The organism is Wenzhouxiangella sp. 15190 (genome assembly GCF_003417465.1).
In the GTDB taxonomy this organism is placed as follows: Bacteria; Pseudomonadota; Gammaproteobacteria; order Xanthomonadales; family Wenzhouxiangellaceae; genus Wenzhouxiangella.
Genome location: NZ_QVMV01000032.1, coordinates 58,704 through 75,526, shown reverse-complemented (window position 1 = coordinate 75,526; position 16,823 = coordinate 58,704). Strand labels below are relative to the sequence as shown.

At 62.8% G+C, this 16,823-nt stretch carries 17 protein-coding genes; 13 read left to right on the top strand and 4 right to left on the bottom strand.

The genetic code is table 11. The features are described 5' to 3' along the window. Positions 1-242: 242 nt before the first annotated feature. Together DZK26_RS09495 and cysS are read right to left on the bottom strand one after the other, a co-directional pair. Positions 243-662, bottom strand: coding sequence for a SufE family protein (locus DZK26_RS09495; protein ID WP_116896796.1), 420 nt, complete (start codon positions 660-662; stop codon positions 243-245). Then, entirely contained in the window at positions 659-2,038 is a 1,380-nt protein-coding gene (gene cysS, locus DZK26_RS09490) for a cysteine--tRNA ligase (RefSeq protein ID WP_116896797.1), read from the bottom strand. Before cysS ends, DZK26_RS09495 begins: the two co-directional genes overlap by 4 nt. 67 nt (positions 2,039-2,105) lie before the next feature. Between cysS and pepQ the strand changes: the two genes are divergently transcribed. After that, positions 2,106-3,443: a Xaa-Pro dipeptidase gene (gene pepQ, locus DZK26_RS09485; RefSeq protein WP_116896798.1), complete on the top strand. Its 1,338-nt coding sequence runs from the start codon at positions 2,106-2,108 to the stop codon at positions 3,441-3,443. A 235-nt stretch (positions 3,444-3,678) separates the two neighbouring features. On the opposite strand, the gene DZK26_RS09480 is transcribed toward pepQ, so the two are convergent. Then, positions 3,679-4,116, bottom strand: coding sequence for a nucleoside deaminase (locus tag DZK26_RS09480; protein WP_116896799.1), 438 nt, complete (start codon positions 4,114-4,116; stop codon positions 3,679-3,681). A gap of 136 nt (positions 4,117-4,252) precedes the next feature. Here DZK26_RS09480 and DZK26_RS09475 point away from each other — a divergent pair, with 136 nt between their 5' ends. The 10 genes from DZK26_RS09475 (at position 4,253) to DZK26_RS09430 (ending at position 13,217) form a co-directional block, all read left to right on the top strand. Continuing rightward, a complete protein-coding gene (locus tag DZK26_RS09475; RefSeq protein WP_116896800.1) occupies positions 4,253-5,131 on the top strand; it encodes a hypothetical protein in 879 nt (292 codons plus the stop codon). 16 nt (positions 5,132-5,147) lie between these two features. Then, positions 5,148-5,705 carry an RNA polymerase sigma factor gene (locus DZK26_RS09470; protein ID WP_116896801.1) on the top strand — a complete coding sequence of 186 codons (558 nt, stop codon included), beginning with the start codon at positions 5,148-5,150 and terminating at the stop codon, positions 5,703-5,705. After that, positions 5,698-6,096, top strand: coding sequence for a hypothetical protein (locus DZK26_RS09465; RefSeq protein WP_116896802.1), 399 nt, complete (start codon positions 5,698-5,700; stop codon positions 6,094-6,096). Before DZK26_RS09470 ends, DZK26_RS09465 begins: the two co-directional genes overlap by 8 nt. Before the next feature lie 5 nt (positions 6,097-6,101). Next, entirely contained in the window at positions 6,102-6,773 is a 672-nt protein-coding gene (locus DZK26_RS09460; protein WP_116896803.1) for a class I SAM-dependent methyltransferase, read from the top strand. A gap of 74 nt (positions 6,774-6,847) precedes the next feature. Further along, positions 6,848-8,800 (top strand): alpha/beta fold hydrolase, encoded by a 1,953-nt coding sequence (locus DZK26_RS09455; protein WP_116896804.1) that lies wholly within the window; start codon positions 6,848-6,850, stop codon positions 8,798-8,800. 107 nt (positions 8,801-8,907) lie between these two features. Further along, positions 8,908-10,119 (top strand): glycine betaine/L-proline ABC transporter ATP-binding protein ProV, encoded by a 1,212-nt coding sequence (gene proV, locus DZK26_RS09450; protein WP_116896805.1) that lies wholly within the window; start codon positions 8,908-8,910, stop codon positions 10,117-10,119. Then, positions 10,112-10,957 carry a proline/glycine betaine ABC transporter permease gene (locus tag DZK26_RS09445; protein ID WP_116896806.1) on the top strand — a complete coding sequence of 282 codons (846 nt, stop codon included), beginning with the start codon at positions 10,112-10,114 and terminating at the stop codon, positions 10,955-10,957. The genes proV and DZK26_RS09445 overlap by 8 nt, the downstream gene beginning before the upstream one ends. Positions 10,958-11,085: 128 nt before the next feature. Then, a complete protein-coding gene (locus DZK26_RS09440) occupies positions 11,086-11,940 on the top strand; it encodes a glycine betaine ABC transporter substrate-binding protein (protein WP_116896807.1) in 855 nt (284 codons plus the stop codon). A 108-nt stretch (positions 11,941-12,048) separates the two neighbouring features. Next, the gene (locus DZK26_RS09435; protein WP_116896808.1) at positions 12,049-12,948 is read left to right on the top strand and encodes a cation diffusion facilitator family transporter; all 900 of its coding nucleotides are present in this window, start codon (positions 12,049-12,051) and stop codon (positions 12,946-12,948) included. Next, the gene (locus DZK26_RS09430) at positions 12,948-13,217 is read left to right on the top strand and encodes a DksA/TraR family C4-type zinc finger protein (RefSeq protein WP_116896809.1); all 270 of its coding nucleotides are present in this window, start codon (positions 12,948-12,950) and stop codon (positions 13,215-13,217) included. The genes DZK26_RS09435 and DZK26_RS09430 overlap by 1 nt, the downstream gene beginning before the upstream one ends. 54 nt (positions 13,218-13,271) lie before the next feature. On the opposite strand, the gene dctP is transcribed toward DZK26_RS09430, so the two are convergent. Next, on the bottom strand, positions 13,272-14,420 hold the full coding sequence (gene dctP / locus DZK26_RS09425; protein ID WP_116896810.1) for a TRAP transporter substrate-binding protein DctP: 1,149 nt from the start codon (positions 14,418-14,420) through the stop codon (positions 13,272-13,274). A gap of 169 nt (positions 14,421-14,589) precedes the next feature. Here dctP and DZK26_RS09420 point away from each other — a divergent pair, with 169 nt between their 5' ends. Together DZK26_RS09420 and DZK26_RS09415 are read left to right on the top strand one after the other, a co-directional pair. Further along, a complete protein-coding gene (locus DZK26_RS09420) occupies positions 14,590-15,492 on the top strand; it encodes a TRAP transporter small permease (protein ID WP_116896811.1) in 903 nt (300 codons plus the stop codon). Next, entirely contained in the window at positions 15,485-16,816 is a 1,332-nt protein-coding gene (locus DZK26_RS09415; protein WP_116896812.1) for a TRAP transporter large permease, read from the top strand. Before DZK26_RS09420 ends, DZK26_RS09415 begins: the two co-directional genes overlap by 8 nt. The last annotated feature ends 7 nt before the right edge of the window (positions 16,817-16,823 follow it).

The window sequence follows — 16,823 nt, the reverse complement described above, 5'->3', positions numbered from 1 at the left end:
GTGACTTTTCTCGCGCAAGAGAAAAGTTACCCGCCATCAGCCTGCGGAGCAGGCGGGCGGAACCGCATTTGACTTGTCGAAGCCCGCACCGCGGCCTCGGGGCAACGAGCTGTTTGCCGAAAAGGCATTGATGGCGCCACCGCAAGAGCGCGCGAAGCGCGCCGGGCGAAACAGAAGTTGACTTGTCGAGGCTCGCACCGCGCTCGGTGGCAAAAGCCAATAGGGTGCCGACGGGCCGGCGGCTACGCGCGCTCGAGGGCCAACTTCGCTTGCCGCCGAACCTCGCTGAGCATGGCATTGAGCCCGTTTGCCCGGGTCGGTGAGAGGTGCTGGCTCAGGCCGATATCGGCCACGAAGTGCGGCTCGGAGTCCAGGATTTCGCGGGCGCTGCGTCCGGAGTAGACCTTGAGCAGCAGGGCGATCAGGCCGGAAACGATGGCGGCGTCGGAGTTGGCGCGGAACACCAGCTTGTCGGCATCCCCGTCGGTGAGCAGCCAAACCTGCGATTGGCAACCGGCCAGCAGGTTGTCGTCGATCATGTCGGCCTCGTCGAGCTCAGGCAGCTTTCGACCAAGGTCGATCAGGTACTGGTAGCGGTCCATCCAGTCGTCGAACAGGCTGAACTCCTCCACGATTTCCTGTTGGGCCGCCTCGATGCTCACGAGATAACCTTCCAGCGCGTGCCTTCCGGGCCGTCCTCAAGCTCGATGCCGCGTTCGGCCAGGTCGTCGCGGATGCGGTCAGCGGTGGCGAAATCGCGCGATTTGCGGGCGGCATTGCGTTCGTCGATCAGGCGCTCGATCTCGGCCTCCTCCACGCCGGAACTGTCACTGCCGGGTCGCTGCTTGAACCAGTCTTCCGGATCCCCCTGCAGCAGCCCGAGCAGTTCCGCCGTGGCCTTCAAGCGGGCGGCAATCCGAGGTTGTTCGGACGGCTCAGCGCTGCCGAGCTTGCGTGCGAGCGCGTTGACCTCGGCCAGGGCCGTGGGCGTGTTGAGGTCGTCCTGCAGCGCTTCGATTGCCGCCGGCGCCGGTTCCACGGCCTGTTCGGCGGGCGGATGATCGCGCAGCAGGCCGTAGAGGCGGTCGAGGGTGGCGCGTGCCTGCTCCAGGGCCGTTACCGACCAGTCGAGGGGCTGGCGATAATGCGCCGAAAGCAGCACGTAGCGCATGACCTCCCCGGGCCATTCCTTGAGCAACTCATGGACGATCAGCGTGTTGCCCAGCGATTTCGACATCTTGCGCTTGTCGACCGTGACGAAGCCGTTGTGCATCCAGTAGCGGGCGAAGTGGTCGGTGCCGTGCGCGCAGCGGCTCTGGGCGATTTCGTTTTCGTGGTGCGGGAAGATCAGGTCCTGGCCGCCGGCATGGATGTCGATGACTTCGCCCAGGTGGGCCGCGCTCATGGCCGAGCACTCGATGTGCCAGCCCGGGCGGCCGCGGCCCCACGGGCTTTCCCAGCCCGGCTGATCCTCGTCTGACGGCTTCCACAGGACGAAGTCGCCGGGGTGGCGCTTGTACGGCGCCACTTCGACGCGCGCACCGGCGATCATCTCGCGCATGTCCCGCCGCGACAGTTCGCCGTAATCGCCGGCGGTCTCGATGCTGAACAGTACGTGGCCTTCGGCGATGTAGGCGCATTCCTTGTCGACGAGGCGCTCGATCATGGCGATGATCTCGTCGATGTGGTCGGTTGCACGCGGTTCGATCGTCGGTTGACCCACGCCCAGTGCGGCCATGTCCTCGTGGTAAATGTCGGCGAATCTTTTCGTGATGGTGTCGATCGGCACGCCCTGTTCCGCGGCCGCCTTGTTGATCTTGTCGTCGACGTCGGTGATGTTGCGCGCATAGACCACCTCCGGATAACGGCGCGAGAGCACCCGGTAGAACAGGTCGAAGATCACCGCCGGCCGGGCATTGCCGATATGCGCGTAGTTATAGACCGTCGGACCGCAGGCATACATCGTCACGCGCTCGGGGTCGAGCGGAACGAAGTCTTCCTTCTGGCGGGTCAGCGTGTTGTATATCCGGATGGGCATCGCTAAAAGAAATGGCGCTTGCGCGCTAGAATGACAAGCATTGAATTCTAACTGAGGCTTGTACCCCATGCCCAACCCGGATGCATTGCTCTACGCCCGTCATGTCGAACACCGGCGCGAGGAAATCGACGACATGCTCACCGAGCTCGGCTATGACGGGCTGCTGATTCACTCGGGTCGGCCGGAGAACCGGCTGTTCGACGATCAGCATCCGCCGTTTCGCGCGCACGGTCCGTTCGTGGCCCTGGTGCCGCAACCGTTTTCGGCCGACAGCCTGCTCGAGCTGCGGCCCGGCGAGCGACCGAAGCTGTGGTACTGCCAGCCCGACGATTTCTGGCATATGCCGCCCGAGCCGCCGGGTGACTGGCTGACCGAAAGCCTCGAAGTCGAGATCGTGCGATCTGCGGCCGACTGGGAGGAACGCTTCCGTCAGCAGCGGGCCCTGGCCGTCATCGGCGATGAACGGGCGCTGGGCGAGTTGCTCGACGGCGCGGATCTCAATCCGCCAGAATTGATGTGGCGGCTCGACGAGATGCGAACCCGCAAGACTGCCTGGGAGCGGGATTGCATCGAGCACGCCAACCGCCTGGCCGTCGCCGGCCACCTCGCAGCCGCCGAGGCGTTTCGTGCCGGCAAGAGCGAGCTCGAGATCCATCTCGCCTACCTCGCCGCTATCGGTGAAGACCAGGACACGCTGCCCTACGGCAGTATCGTCGCCCTCAACGATCACGGCGCCGTGCTGCACTACCAGTTCCGATCGGCCGAGCGTCCGAAACCGCTGCGCAGCTTTCTGATCGACGCCGGGGCCGACTGGCGTGGCTACGCGGCCGACATCACGCGCACCTGGACACTCGATGAGCATCACGAATTCGGCGATCTGATCGACGCTGTCGACGCCGCCCAGCGACGTCTGGTGGACCGGGTCCGTGCCGGACAGAACTTCGTCGACCTGCACATCGAGGCGCATCGCGCGGTTGCCGCCGTGCTCGAACAGGCCGGCATCGTGCGGATGCCGCCCGAAGAGCAGGTCGAGACCGGCGTGAGCGCGCATTTCCTGCCGCATGGGCTCGGGCACTATATCGGCGCGCAGGTCCATGACGTGGCCGGGCTGATGGACGAGCGGGGCCAGGAAGTGCCGCCCCCCGAGCGCTATCCCGCCTTGCGCCTGACACGCCCGCTTCAACCGGGCAATGTTGTGACCATCGAGCCGGGGCTCTACTTCATTCCGTCTTTTCTGGAGAAACTGCGCGCCGGTGAATACGCCTCGAAGGTCGACTGGCAGGCGGTCGAGCGGCTCACGCCCTTCGGCGGCATCCGAATCGAAGACAATGTTCTGGTCAGTGAGGGCGAGCCGGTTAACTTCACCCGCCAGGCTTTTCTAGAGTCCCCGATAGGGAATCCTTAAACTCCTCGCCTTCTGGCGAAGGATTGCTCTCGTAATTTTCAAATTCCAAGCACCAATTCACAAACAAATCTCAATGACCGAATTTTCAATTGACCGAAACGAATCGGGGCGCTTCGAACGCCTGAGGCCATGTTTTGATCATTCGATCATTGAAACATTGGTACTTGTTTGAGAATTGGTGCTTGGTACTTGGACATTGATGTGGTGGCGCAATCGGGCGCAGGGGCCACTTGAGTCACTCACCGATATCTTCGTTCCACAATTCCGGAAAGTTTTCAATGAACTGCCGCATCAGGGCCACACAGTCCTCGCTGTCGATCACGGTTACATCGACGCCTTTGGCGCGCAGGTGGTCCTCGTCGCCCTTGAACGTGCGGTTCTCGCCGATGACCACGCGGGGAATGCCGTAGAGCAGGATGGCGCCTGAACACATGGGGCAGGGCGAGAGCGTGGTGTAGAGCGTGCATTCGCGATAGACCCTGGCCGGCTGGCGCCCGGCATTCTCCAGTGCATCCATCTCGCCGTGCAGCACCACGCTGCCCGACTGCACGCGTCGGTTGTGGCCGCGCCCGATGATCCGTCCCTCGTGGACCAGCACCGAGCCGATCGGAATGCCGCCCTCGGCCAGCCCCTGTCGGGCTTCGGCAATCGCCGCGTCCATGAATTCGTCCATGACTTGTGCCTCATGCGTTTGCGGTCGCCGATCAGCATACTCGGGGTTATCGACTGAAACTCGATTGCTTGTAACCGATTCCGCTTCCCGGAGCTAAAAGGGAGTACACATTCACCCGATCACGAGGCAATCCAACATGAAACGACTCATCCTGATCACGCTCCTGCTGCTGCCCTTCGCTGCTCCAGCGGCCGACGGAGCGCTGAGCGAAGACAGCCCCTGGTTCGTGCAGGTCAATCTGGCGGCAATGCGCGGCGCGTCCGACGACGGCGCGCTCTACGGCTGGTTGCGGCGCGAGGTCATCGAGGATCTCGAAGAGGAGTTCGGCGAGGGTACGATCGACGAGCTCGATGCCCTGGCCGCCTTCGGCGCCGGCCCGGATCGCGACGGCTTCAGCGTCATGGTCGAGGGACGCCTCGACGAGGAATTGAGAGAGACGGTGATCCGCCGGCTCGCCGCCGAACCGCTGTCCGACGTTGATGCCGCCTACCTGGCCGGTGCCAACGAGGAGCTGGCCGAACGATTCGATCTCGAGATCGAGGGCGGCTCGCTCTATCTGGGCTTCGACGAAGATTCGGCCGTGTTCGTGACCACACGCCGGTCGCTGCTCGACGCCTTTCTCGCCGGCGACCGCTTCGGGCCGCTGGCGGCGAGCGACCTGCTGGTCGTCCGCGCCGAGCCGATGCTCTCCGGCGGTGTCGATACAGCGGCCCTGGGAGAAGGGCATGGCCACTGGGATTCACAGGTGATGCGTAATATCCGCCGGGCGGGATTCGCGTTGACCGATGCTGGCGGCGGCTATGACGTCCGCGTTGAATTGATCGCCGTCGACGGAGCCCAGGCCCAGGCGCTGCTGAACATCGTGCAGGGTCTGATCGGTCTGCAAACCCTGTCGGCGTCCGAAGGCGACCCTGAACTGTCCTTCCTCTCCTCGCTGAAGTCCGAGCGAGAAGGCGATCGCGTCAGCCTGTCGATCAACGTCAGTGCGAACGAAATGCTCGAACTGCTGGACTGAGCGTGCCGCGCCGACCATGCACGCCGAGGCTGAACGTCACTTGATCGAGCGTGCCCGGTCGGGCTCGCTCGAGGCGTTCGACGAACTGATTGACGCCCACCGGGACCGTCTTTACCGGTTCCTGCTCGTGCGCGGCGCTACGCCCGCGGATGCCGAGGACATCGTTCAGGACGCCTTCCTGGCCGCCTGGCGGCATCTCGGCAGCTACCGGGAGCGATGGCGATTTTCCACCTGGCTGTTCACCATCGCCCGCCGCCGGGCCGCCGTGCGGCAAATCGATCATGTCGAACTGCCCGCCATCTTGATCGATGCATCCGACGGTCCAAGAGAAAGCGCGCAAGTCGAACAGCGGCGAGCCAATATCTGGCTGCTGGCGCGTGAACTGCTACCATCGTCCTGGTTTGACGTGTTGTGGCTGTATTACGCTGAAGACCGGCAAACCGGTGAAATCGCCCGCATCCTCGGGCGCTCCGTCGCCTGGGTGAAGGTCACGCTGCATCGATCGCGCAAGCGCCTGGCCGAGCGGATCGATGCCGACGACTGGATATCCGGGGAGGTTGCAACGAATGAATAGGCAACAGTTCGAAGAACGACTGCATGCCGATGCCGGACGCATCCAGGCCGATTGCCCGGAACGGGTCGGCCAGCGCGTTGCTGCGCGAATTCGGAATCACCAAAGCTGCCCATCACCGTCGCCATGGTTCCTGCGCCCGCCGGCGCTGGCCGGCGCCGCGGGCGCCCTGGTGATTTGTGCTGTCCTGTGGGTTGCCGGGCAGCCGGGTGGGCCCGATAGAGCGGGGCTCGACGAGGCGGGCTTGAATGTCGTGCCCGTCGTCACCAGTTCCGACCGCCTGATGGCTTCACGCGAGGCGGCGCTCGCCAACGAGCGGCGCTTACTCGAACAAGACCTCAGAAATCTGCGTGACCAGGTCACGGCAACTTTCGATACCAAACCAAACGGCTAGCGTTCATGACGAATCAGTCCATCGGCCTCAGCGAAGCGCTCCAGCGCTACATGCTCGAACACGGCTCCGGCGAGGATCCCCTTCTGGGTGAATTACGGGAGGAGACGGCGAAACTGCCGCAGCACAACATGCAGATCGCCCCTGAGCAGGGCCAGTTCATGGCGCTGATGGCGCGCCTGATCGGCGCGAAGCGCTATATCGAAGTCGGTACCTTCACCGGGTACAGTGCGCTCACCGTCACCCTGGCGATGCCGGATGACGGCCGGACCATCACCTGTGACACCAGCAGGGAGTGGACCGATATCGCTCGCCGCTACTGGCAGCGTGCCGGCGTGGATGAGCGCATCAAGCTGGAACTGCGCCCGGCGCTCAAGACCCTGGAAGAACTCCTGGTCTCCGGCTGCGAGGACACCTTCGACCTGGCCTTTATCGACGCCGACAAGACCGGCTACATCGACTATTTCGAGCGCTGCCACGAACTGGTGCGCCCCGGCGGCCTGATCATGGTCGACAACACCCTCTGGGACGGCAAGGTGGTCGATGTCGCCGAAGACGACGAGAACACCGAAGCCATTCGCGCCTTCAACGATTACCTGCGCGAGCGCGAGGAAATCGACGTTTCGCTGGTGCCGATCGGGGATGGACTGACGCTGGTGCGCAAGCAGCTCGAGGAGTAGGGCGTCGCGGTGATTCACGTGCGGGCCGGGGCAACCGATATACTGACAAGGTTCCGAATCGATCGAGGAGTCCCATGTATCGCCTGGTGATCATTCCCATCCTGTTCGTGCTGGCGGCCGCCCCGGCCGCAGCCGAAGTCGACCGCCGCACCGCCAATTCCGGCAATGTCGTGCTCGAAGATGTGCCCGAGATTCCCGAACGCATCAGTGAGGCGCTGACGCAGTACCAGAACACCCGATCAGCCGGCCTGATCGACTGGAGTACCGACGGTGAAAGCATCTACATTTCCACCCGCTTTGCCGAAGTCAGCCAGATCCATCGTGTCGAACGACCCGGCGGGGCGCGTCACCAACTGACCTGGTACGACGAACCGGTTGGCGGCGCAGCCCGTCGACCGGGCAGCGACATCATTGCTTTCCTGATGGACGAAGGCGGCAGCGAATTCGACCAGATCTACCTGTTCGACCCGACCGACGGTAGCCGCGAGATGATCAGCGACGGTGAGTCGCGCAACGGCGGCCTGGAATGGTCGGACAACGGCCGCTACCTGGCCTTCCAGTCCACGCGTCGCAACGGCCGTTCGAACGATATCTGGATGTTCGATTTCGAGAACGAGCGCAAGGCCGAACTCGTGCTCGAGGCGCCTGACGGCAGCTGGTGGGGTCCGGTCGAGTTTTCTTCCGACAACGAGAAATTGCTCGTCGTCCAGTACGTCAGCGTCAATGACTCGCGCATCCATGTACTTGACCTGGGCTCCGGCGAATTGACGCGTATTGCCGGCAGTGAGGAAGATCCATCGCGCAACCTGCCTTCCGGTTTCGACGCCGACGACAAGGGCGTGTATTTCAGCACCGACGCCGAGGGCGAGTTCGCCCGGCTGGCCTGGCGTCCGCTCGATCCCGGGGGCGAGGCGCGCGTGATCACCGACGACATTCCCTGGTCGGTGCAGGGGCTGGAGCTCAACCATGCCGGCGATGCCGGTGTCTTCGTCACCAACGAGGGCGGTATCAGCCGCCTGTACCGCTTCGATCCGGCCGACGAGAGCTACAGCCCAATCGACAGCCTTCCCGAAGGCCTGGTCTACGGCGCTTCGTTCAGCGCCGACGATGAATCCCTGGCTCTGGTGGTCAACAACCCGCGCTCACCCAGTGACGTCCACGTCATGGACTGGAATAGCGGCGAATTGACTCGCTGGACCTATAGCGAAGTCGGGGGCCTCGATACCGAACAGTTCGTCATGCCCGAGTTGATCCACTACCCGACCTTCGATGAAGTCGACGGCGAGCCACGCGAAATCCCGGCGTTCGTCTACCGACCGCAAGGCGAGGGCCCGCATCCGGTCATCATCCAGATCCACGGCGGGCCCGAGAGCCAGTCGCGACCGGGCTTTTCCAGCACCTACCAGTTGTGGATCGACTACCTCGATGCGGCCGTCATCCGGCCAAACGTGCGGGGCTCGGCCGGCTACGGCAAGAGCTATCTGAGGCTCGACAACGGCATGCGGCGCGAGGACTCGGTCCGCGACATCGGTGCGCTGCTCGACTGGATCAAGGCCCAGCCTGATCTCGACGCCGACCGCGTGGCCGTCTACGGGGGAAGCTACGGTGGCTACATGGTGCTTGCCAGCGCCGTTCACTACAGCGACCGGCTCAAGGCCGCCGTCGACATCGTCGGCATCAGCAACTTCGTGACCTTCCTGGAAAACACCGAGGACTATCGCCGGGATTTGCGGCGTGTCGAGTACGGCGACGAGCGCGACCCGGAGATGCGCGCGCACCTGCAGGCCATCAGCCCCCTCAACAACGTCGAGAAGATCGACGTGCCGATGTTCGTGGTCCAGGGCGAGAACGATCCGCGCGTGCCGGTCAGCGAGGCCGAGCAGATCGTCGCCGCGCTGCGCGAGCAGGGCAGCCCGGTGTGGTACATGAACGCGCTCAACGAGGGTCACGGCTACCGCCGTAAGGAAAACCGCGACCTCTACAGCGAAGCGGTGGTCCTGTTCCTCGAAACTTTCCTGCTAGACTGAGCGAGTCAACCCGTGGGCGCTGGAATGCCGGCGCCCGCGTTTTCCGATTTGAATCACCATTTCCCGGCCATCAGGTTGGGGATGTTCCCATCGAGGGCATTTCACACATGAGCGACGCCCCAATGATCGAGGTCTCGGGGCTCTACAAGATTTTCGGGGCCAATCCGGACGCCGCCATGCCCCTGATCGAAAAGGGGCTCGGCAAGGACGAAATCTTCGAGCAGACCGGCCAGACGATCGGTGTGCATGACGCTGAGTTGTCGATTCGCGAGGGCGAGATCTTCGTGGTCATGGGCCTGTCCGGCTCGGGCAAGTCGACCATGGTGCGACTGCTCAACCGCCTGATCGAGCCGACCAGCGGCCGGATCAGCATCGACGGCCGCGACGTCACCGCCATGTCGCAAAAGGAACTGATCGAGCTGCGTCGGCACGACCTGGCCATGGTGTTCCAGTCTTTCGCCCTGATGCCGCATCGAACGGTGCTCGACAATGCCGCTTTCGGCCTGGAAGTCGCCGGCGAGGATCGCGACAAACGGCGCGAACGCGGGCTCAAGGCCCTCGACCAGGTCGGGCTGAAAGCCAATGCCAACAGCTATCCCGATGAACTTTCAGGAGGTATGCAGCAGCGTGTCGGGCTGGCACGGGCGCTGGCCACCGACCCGTCGATCATGCTCATGGACGAGGCTTTCTCGGCACTCGATCCGCTGATTCGCACCGAGATGCAGGACGAGTTGCTCGAGTTACAGCGACAGCAAGCTCGCACGGTCGTCTTCATCTCGCATGACCTCGACGAGGCCATGCGCATCGGTGATCGCATTGCCATCATGCAGGACGGAAAGATCGTGCAGGTCGGAACGCCGGAAGAAATCGTGACGCAGCCGGCCAACGATTATGTACGTTCGTTCTTCTACGGCGTGGATATCTCGCAGGTCTTCACCGCGTCCGACATCATGGACAAGCAGCACCTGACCGTGGTCAAGCGGCCGGGCATGGGTGTGCGTGCCGCGCTGGAGAGCCTCCGGCGGCACGATCGCGATTTTGCCGTGGTCGTCGGTTCCGACGGCCGGTATGAGGGTATGGTCTCGGCCGACGCCCTGGCGCGGGTCCTCAACGCGTCCGATGAGCCGAACTTCCCAGACGCCTTCGAATCGGTCGAGCCAGTGGACACCGACAGCTTGCTCGACGAGCTGATCGGCCGCTGTGCGGATACTTCGGCGCCGATTCCGGTGGTCGATTCCGATGGTCGCTACCGTGGCGCCGTCTCGCGCAGCCGGCTGCTGCGAACCCTGGACCGCACGGGAGAAGAATCCAATGAGTGAATGGCTGCAGCAATTCCGGATTCCCATCGGCGACTGGGTCGAAGACCTCGTCGTCTGGATCCAGAACAACCTCACGCCGCTGCTTGACGGCATCGCCGCAGTCATCGGCTTTCTGGCCAACTCCTTTGAGGACGGGTTGATGGTCCTGCCGGTCTGGTTGCTGGGCGCCATCATCGTGGCGCTGGGCTGGTGGCGCGTGAGCTGGAGGTTCGGCGTCTTCGCCATCATCGCCCTGGGCGTGATCATCGGCATGGACCTGTGGGAGCCGACCGTCCAGACCTTGTCGCTGGTGCTTGCTGCCAGCACAGTGGCGCTGGCGACTGGTGTGCCGGTTGGTATCGCCATGGCCCGTAACGATCTGATCGAGTCGCTCATCCGGCCGGTGCTCGACTTCATGCAGACCATGCCGCCATTCGTCTATCTGATTCCGGCGGCCATCTTCTTTGGCCTGGGCACGGTGCCCGGGGCCATTGCTACGGTCGTCTTCGCCATGCCGCCGGCGGTGCGCCTGACCAACCTCGGCATCCGACAGGTCAGCAAGGAGCAGATCGAGGCCGGGCTTGCATTCGGCTGCACCCGACGCCAACTATTGAGAAAGGTACAGCTTCCGCTGGCCATGCCATCGATCATGGCCGGCGTGAACCAGACCATCATGCTGGCGCTTTCGATGGTGGTAATCGCCTCAATGATCGGCGCCGGCGGTCTGGGTAACACGGTCCTGACCGGGATCCAGCGACTCAACGTCGGGCTCGGGTTCGAGGGCGGTCTCGGGGTGGTCATCCTGGCCATTCTGCTTGACCGCATTACCCAGAGCTTCGCGCCGGGAAAGCGCGGCTGACTCGAAGGGATCACAAGGAAGTCGCTGAATCAGCGGTTTCCGTTCGGCATCGTGTGCCGTCTGACAACCGGGCACGGTGTTTTCTCGCATCATCATCGCGAAGAGGAGATAACACCATGCGACATAATATGACCAAAATACTGACTGCACTGGGTCTGGCCCTGGCGCTTGCCGCGCCGGTTCAGGCCGAAGACGTTCGCATCGGCTGGACCGCCTGGTCCGACGCCGAGTTCGTGACCAAGCTGGCCGAGCGAGTGCTCGAAGACCGGATGGATCAGGACGTCGAACTCGTCCAGACCGACATTGCCCCGCAGTATCAGGGCGTGGCATCGGGCGATATCGACGTCATGCTGATGTCCTGGCTGCCGGGCACCCACTCGGACTACATGGACAAGGTCGGCGCGGACATCGTGGACCTGGGCATTCTATATGGCTATGCCCGCCTGGGCTGGGCCGTACCCACCTATATCCCCGAGAGCGAACTGTCCTCGATCGAGGACCTGAAGAAGGACAATGTGCGTGAACAGCTCGATGGCACCATCACGGGTATCGATCCGGGTGCCGGCCTGACGCGTCTGTCCAAGGAGGCCATCGAGGAGTACGGCCTGGACGATTACGAGCTTCAGATCTCCAGCGGGGCCGGCATGACCGCCGCGCTGGAACGTGCCGTCAATCGTGACGAATGGATCGTGGTCACCGGCTGGAGCCCGCACTGGAAGTTCGGTGCTTACGATCTGCGCTATCTCGAGGATCCGAAGGGCGTGCTGGGCAGCTATGAACGCGTCCACGCACTGGCGCGTGAAGGCTTCTACCAGGAAAATCCGGAAGCCGCGCTGTTCCTGGCGCGCATGCACCTGGATCTCGACGAACTCCAGGCGGCCATGTTCCAGGCCCAGGAGACTTCCTATGAGGAAGCCGTCGATGAGTTCATCGCCAACAACGGCGACCTGATCGATTACTGGGTTACCGGCAAGATGGACTGATCGTCACCTGAAACGATCGAACCGGAAGAGCCCCGCTTCAGCGGGGCTTTTTCGTATTGGCAACAGCCGAAATGTTATTACTTCGGCCTGTTGCGGTAGATTACGGTTATGAATTCGCACGACCATCATCACCACGTCCCATCCAGCCGCAGCACGCTGGTCGCGGCGCTGTGCCTGACACTGGGCTTCGCGGCGGTCGAGTTTATCGCCGGTCTGTGGGCGGGATCGCTGGCCCTGGTCGCCGACGCCGGCCACATGTTGACCGACTCTTCCGCATTGGGTCTGGCCGCCTTTGCCGCCTGGATGGCCGGGCGGCCGGCGAGCAAGCGACGCACCTGGGGCTATGGTCGGACCGAAGTCCTGGCGGCGCTGATCAACGGCGTGATCATGCTCTTGCTCGTGGGATCGATCGCCTGGCACGCCTTCGAGCGTTTCCAGGATCCCCGTGACATCAGCGGTGCGGCCGTCATGGGCGTCGCCCTGGTCGGTCTGGTCGTCAACCTGCTGGTGTTCTGGGCCCTTTCCCGCGGCGAGCGCAATCTCAACGTCCGCGGCGCCCTGCTGCACGTACTGGGCGACCTGCTCGGTTCGGTGGCCGCGCTTGCCTCCGGCATCGTCATCATGGTCACCGGCTGGACCCCCATAGACCCGATCCTGTCGTTGCTGATCTGCGTGCTGATCCTGATCGCCGCGATTCGCTTGCTGCTCGACAGCGCGCATGTGGTCATGGAGGGCGTGCCCCAGGGGCTCGATATCGACCGGGTCCGCGCCACCATGACCGCGGTTGATGGCGTTCAGGATATTCACGACCTGCACGTTTGGCAGGTCTCCAGCAATCGGGTTGCACTCTCGGCCCACGTCGTGGTCGTCGATCTGGGCGAATGGCCCGTCACGCTGGCCGCGCTCAATCGCGCCTTGCTCGAGTCGCACGATATCGATCACCCCACGCTGCAGCCGGAACTCGTGCACTCGCATGACTGTGCCCATCAGCCGGAGGCCTGTCGCTGATGGCTGGAGGATGGGCTAGAGATGACGCCGTGCAGGAGCAGATCGATAGCACGGTCGAGGACGGGCTTGAGCGCGTACGCAGCCGCATTCCGAAGGGCGAAAGCCGGCGGGAGTGCGAGGAGTGCGGTGACCCGATCCCGGAAGCACGCCGCAAGGCGCTGCCGGGTGTGAAACTGTGCGTGGCCTGCCAGGAAGAACTGGACGAGGCGGAGAAGAAAAGCTTCAGTGGCTACAACAGGCGCGGCAGCAAGGATAGCCAGTTGCGTTGATCGGGCAGTAGAGGCACCGGCCCGCGGTCCAGGCCGGTGTATAGCCGTGCTCGATCAGCCTTCGCCCTCGCTGTCCATTTCGGACTCGGTTTCGGCTTCCGGCGCGGCATCTTCTTCGGCTTCGCCGCTGCCTTCCATTTCGGCTTCGGCCTGTTTGATGCGTTCGAGCAGCGTATTCAGGATCTCCTCGCCCGTTTCGCCGGCCCGCTCGATATAAGTATCGCGCACGCCCAGGCTGGCTTCACGGAATACCTCGCGCTCCTCGCTGGTCAGCTCGACCCACTCGGTGCCGCCTTCGTCGAGAATGGTCTGCAGGCGCTCCTCGTTGAACTGAATTTGTTCTTTGTCGATCCAGTCGACCAGTTCGTCGCGTACCTTGATCACCATCTTCCGCTGCTCATCCGATAGTGAATCAAACCACTGCTTGCTTGCCGCCAGAGTCGAGATGAACTGGGCGTGCCGTCCGGAGGTAAGTACGTCCTGCTCCTCGTAGAAGCTCATTTCCTCGATCGCGAAGATCGGGTTGACCTGGCCGTCGATCTGGCCGAGTTGCAGGCCGCTGTAGACCTCCGAGTACGGCATTGGCGTCGGATTGGCGCCATAGGCCCGGTACGACTCGACCAGGATAGGCGAGGTCATGGTGCGAATGCGGAAATCCTCGAAGTCGTCCAGCGTGCGCAGCGGCTTGTCGGCGCTCCAGACCATCCAGCCTTCTGGAATGATGTCGAGCAGCTGCAGGTCCTCATCGTTGTAAAGCGGCTGGAACAACGAATAGACGGCGTCGTCAGAGAGCACTTCCCGGTTGACCTCGTTGTGTTCCGACAGTACGAAGTGCAGCGTGAATACGCCGACTTCCGGGATCAGATCGGCCAGATGGCCGGGTGAGGCGAAGGCCAGTTCTATGTTGCCGCCCTGGGCCATTTCGGTCAACTGCGAAGAGGTGCCCAGCGCGCCGTATGGATAGATTTCGATGTTGATTGTGCCGTCGCTTCGCTCTTCGATCCGGCGCTTGAACTCCTGCGCGTAGGCATCCTGCACGCTGCCTTCGACTTCCTCGAGTGCGAAGCGCCAGGTGACTGCTTCGGTTTCGGGTTCGGTCGTCTCACCGTTACCCGTTTGCTCATCCGGCGTCTGCCCGGAATCGCTACAGGCGCTCAACAGCAGCGCGAACAGCAGTGTCAGGCCGAAATTCAGTTGTTTCATGGTTTGCTCCCGAAAATGAAACCGATCATCAACATAACACGACCCCGCGGTCTTCTTCGGAGACTGACCGGGTATGTCTCGGTCGCCGTGTAGAATAATGGCAATGGAGGTCGTTGAGAGGGCAACCGATCGTGATTGAAGACAGGTCGACAGTTGTGGGCCGGGCGAAATGAGTGACGCCAAACCGCAATCGCCGCGTTCGTGGCGTCAGGCCGTTCGCCGTCCGTTCAACTGGTTCGACCGAGGGCTGGATTGGTTCGAGCGCTTTGTCCTGGTCACCGGCATTGCGGCCATGGCGATTGTCAGCGTGATCAATGTCATTTCCCGAAACACCCTTGGCTCGAGCCTCCAGTTCGCCAGTGATGTCACCCAGTTGCTGCTGGTCCTGGTCACCTTCATGGGTATTGGTATCGGCGCCCGCAACGCACGCCACATCCGGGTGTCCGCCATCCACGACCTGCTACCCGAAGTGGCACAGAAAGTGCTGTTGACGATCGTCGGATTCGGCACCTCAGCACTGCTTTTCCTGCTAGCCAACTATGGCTGGGCCTATGCCCAGTCGGCGCAGCGCAGCTGCCGCGTACTGCCCGAGATTCTGGGTTCGACACCGCTGTGGATCGGAATCGCGATCACACTGATTGCCATGGTGCTCTGTGGCCATCTCGTACGGATCGTGGCCGAGGCCGGCGGCCGTATGCTCGAGCGCCAGTCCCCGGTTCGGCGCAACGTCATACTGTTTGTCACCATCGCCGTGGTGTTGGCGCTTGGTGCACTCCTGTTCGGGCTGTTCATCGATCTGGTCGACAATCGCAGCGGTCGCTGCCGCGTCACTTCCTCGACCGGCTTCCCGGTCTATTTGATCTACATGGTCGTGCCACTGGGATTCCTGCTCGGCGGCATTCAGTTCTTCCTTGCCGGCTTGCGCAACCTGGTCAGTCGGGACAATTACCTGTCCTGGTATCACCGCGATGAGTACGAGAGCGAGGAACAGGCCGCCGGTCAGACCTCTTTCGGCAGGATTCCCGACCAGGGCGATGACGCCAACGACAAGCGGGAGCGTGACGATGGCTGAATTCTTCGAATTGATCGGTCTGGCGGCGCTGTCCGATGCCCAGGTCGCTCTGGTGGCCGCTGCCGTCATGGTGGTGCTTCTGCTGATGGGTTTCCCGATGATGGTGCCGCTGATGGTGGGTGCCATGGTGCTGCTCTTTTCCAAGTTCGTCATGCTTGAGCCGAGAATGCTCGTCCAGCAGATGATCGGCGGCGTCGAGCAGAGCGTGCTGGTGGCCGTTCCGATGTTCATCTTGGCCGCCGATATCATGATCAAGGGCAATACGGCCGATCGCCTGCTCGACCTGGTTAGCAAGTTCGTCGGCCACATCCGCGGCGGGTTGCCGGTGACAACGGCGGTCTCGTGTACGCTTTTCGGGGCGGTTTCGGGCTCGACCCAGGCCACCGTGGTGGCCATGGGCAAGCCGCTGCGGCCGAAGCTGCTCGAGGCCGGCTATACGGATCGATTCTCGATGGCGCTGATCATCAATTCCAGCGATATCGCGCTGCTCATTCCGCCCTCGATCGGCATGATCATCTACGGTGTGGCATCGGGCACTTCAGTGGGTGAGTTGTTCATCGCCGGTATCGGACCCGGGCTGATGATCCTGGCGCTGTTCGCGGTCTACTGCTACATCATTTCGGTCTGGAAGAAGATCCCAGCCCGCCCCGCCTCGAGCTGGGGTGAACGATTGACAGCCCTGCGCCGGGCCGTGCTGGCCTTTGGCTTTCCGGTGATCATCATCGGCGGCATCTATTCGGGTTTCTTCAGTCCCACCGAGGCGGCTTCGATGTCGGTGGCCTATGCGCTGCTGCTGGAGATGGTGATCTATCGTGAGGTCAAGCTTTCGGACCTGCCGGGGGTGGCCCTGTCGACCGGCATGATTACGGCGGTGGTGTTCATCCTGGTCGCCGCCGGCATGGGCTTTTCCTGGATCGTTTCCTTCGCCCAGATACCGGAACTTCTGCTGGGTGACGTGGTTGCCAATGCCGCCGACAACCCGTTGATGGTACTGGCGCTGGTGGCCGTCGCCTACTTCGTGGGCTGCATGTTCGTCGATCCCATCGTCGTCATCCTGATCCTCACGCCCATCTTCTCCCCGGCTATTGCCTCGGCCGGGCTGGACCCGGTTCACGTCGGCACCATCGTCGTGCTGCAGGCGGCCATCGGCTCGGCCACGCCACCGTTCGGCTGCGACATCTTCACCGCAGTGGCCATCTTCCGCCGACCCTACTTGGACGTGATTGCCGGCACACCGCCCTTCGTGCTGATATTGCTTTGCTCGACGGTGCTGCTGATCCTGTTTCCGCAGATCGCGCTCTTCCTGCCGGAGTTGATGCGATAGGAAACCG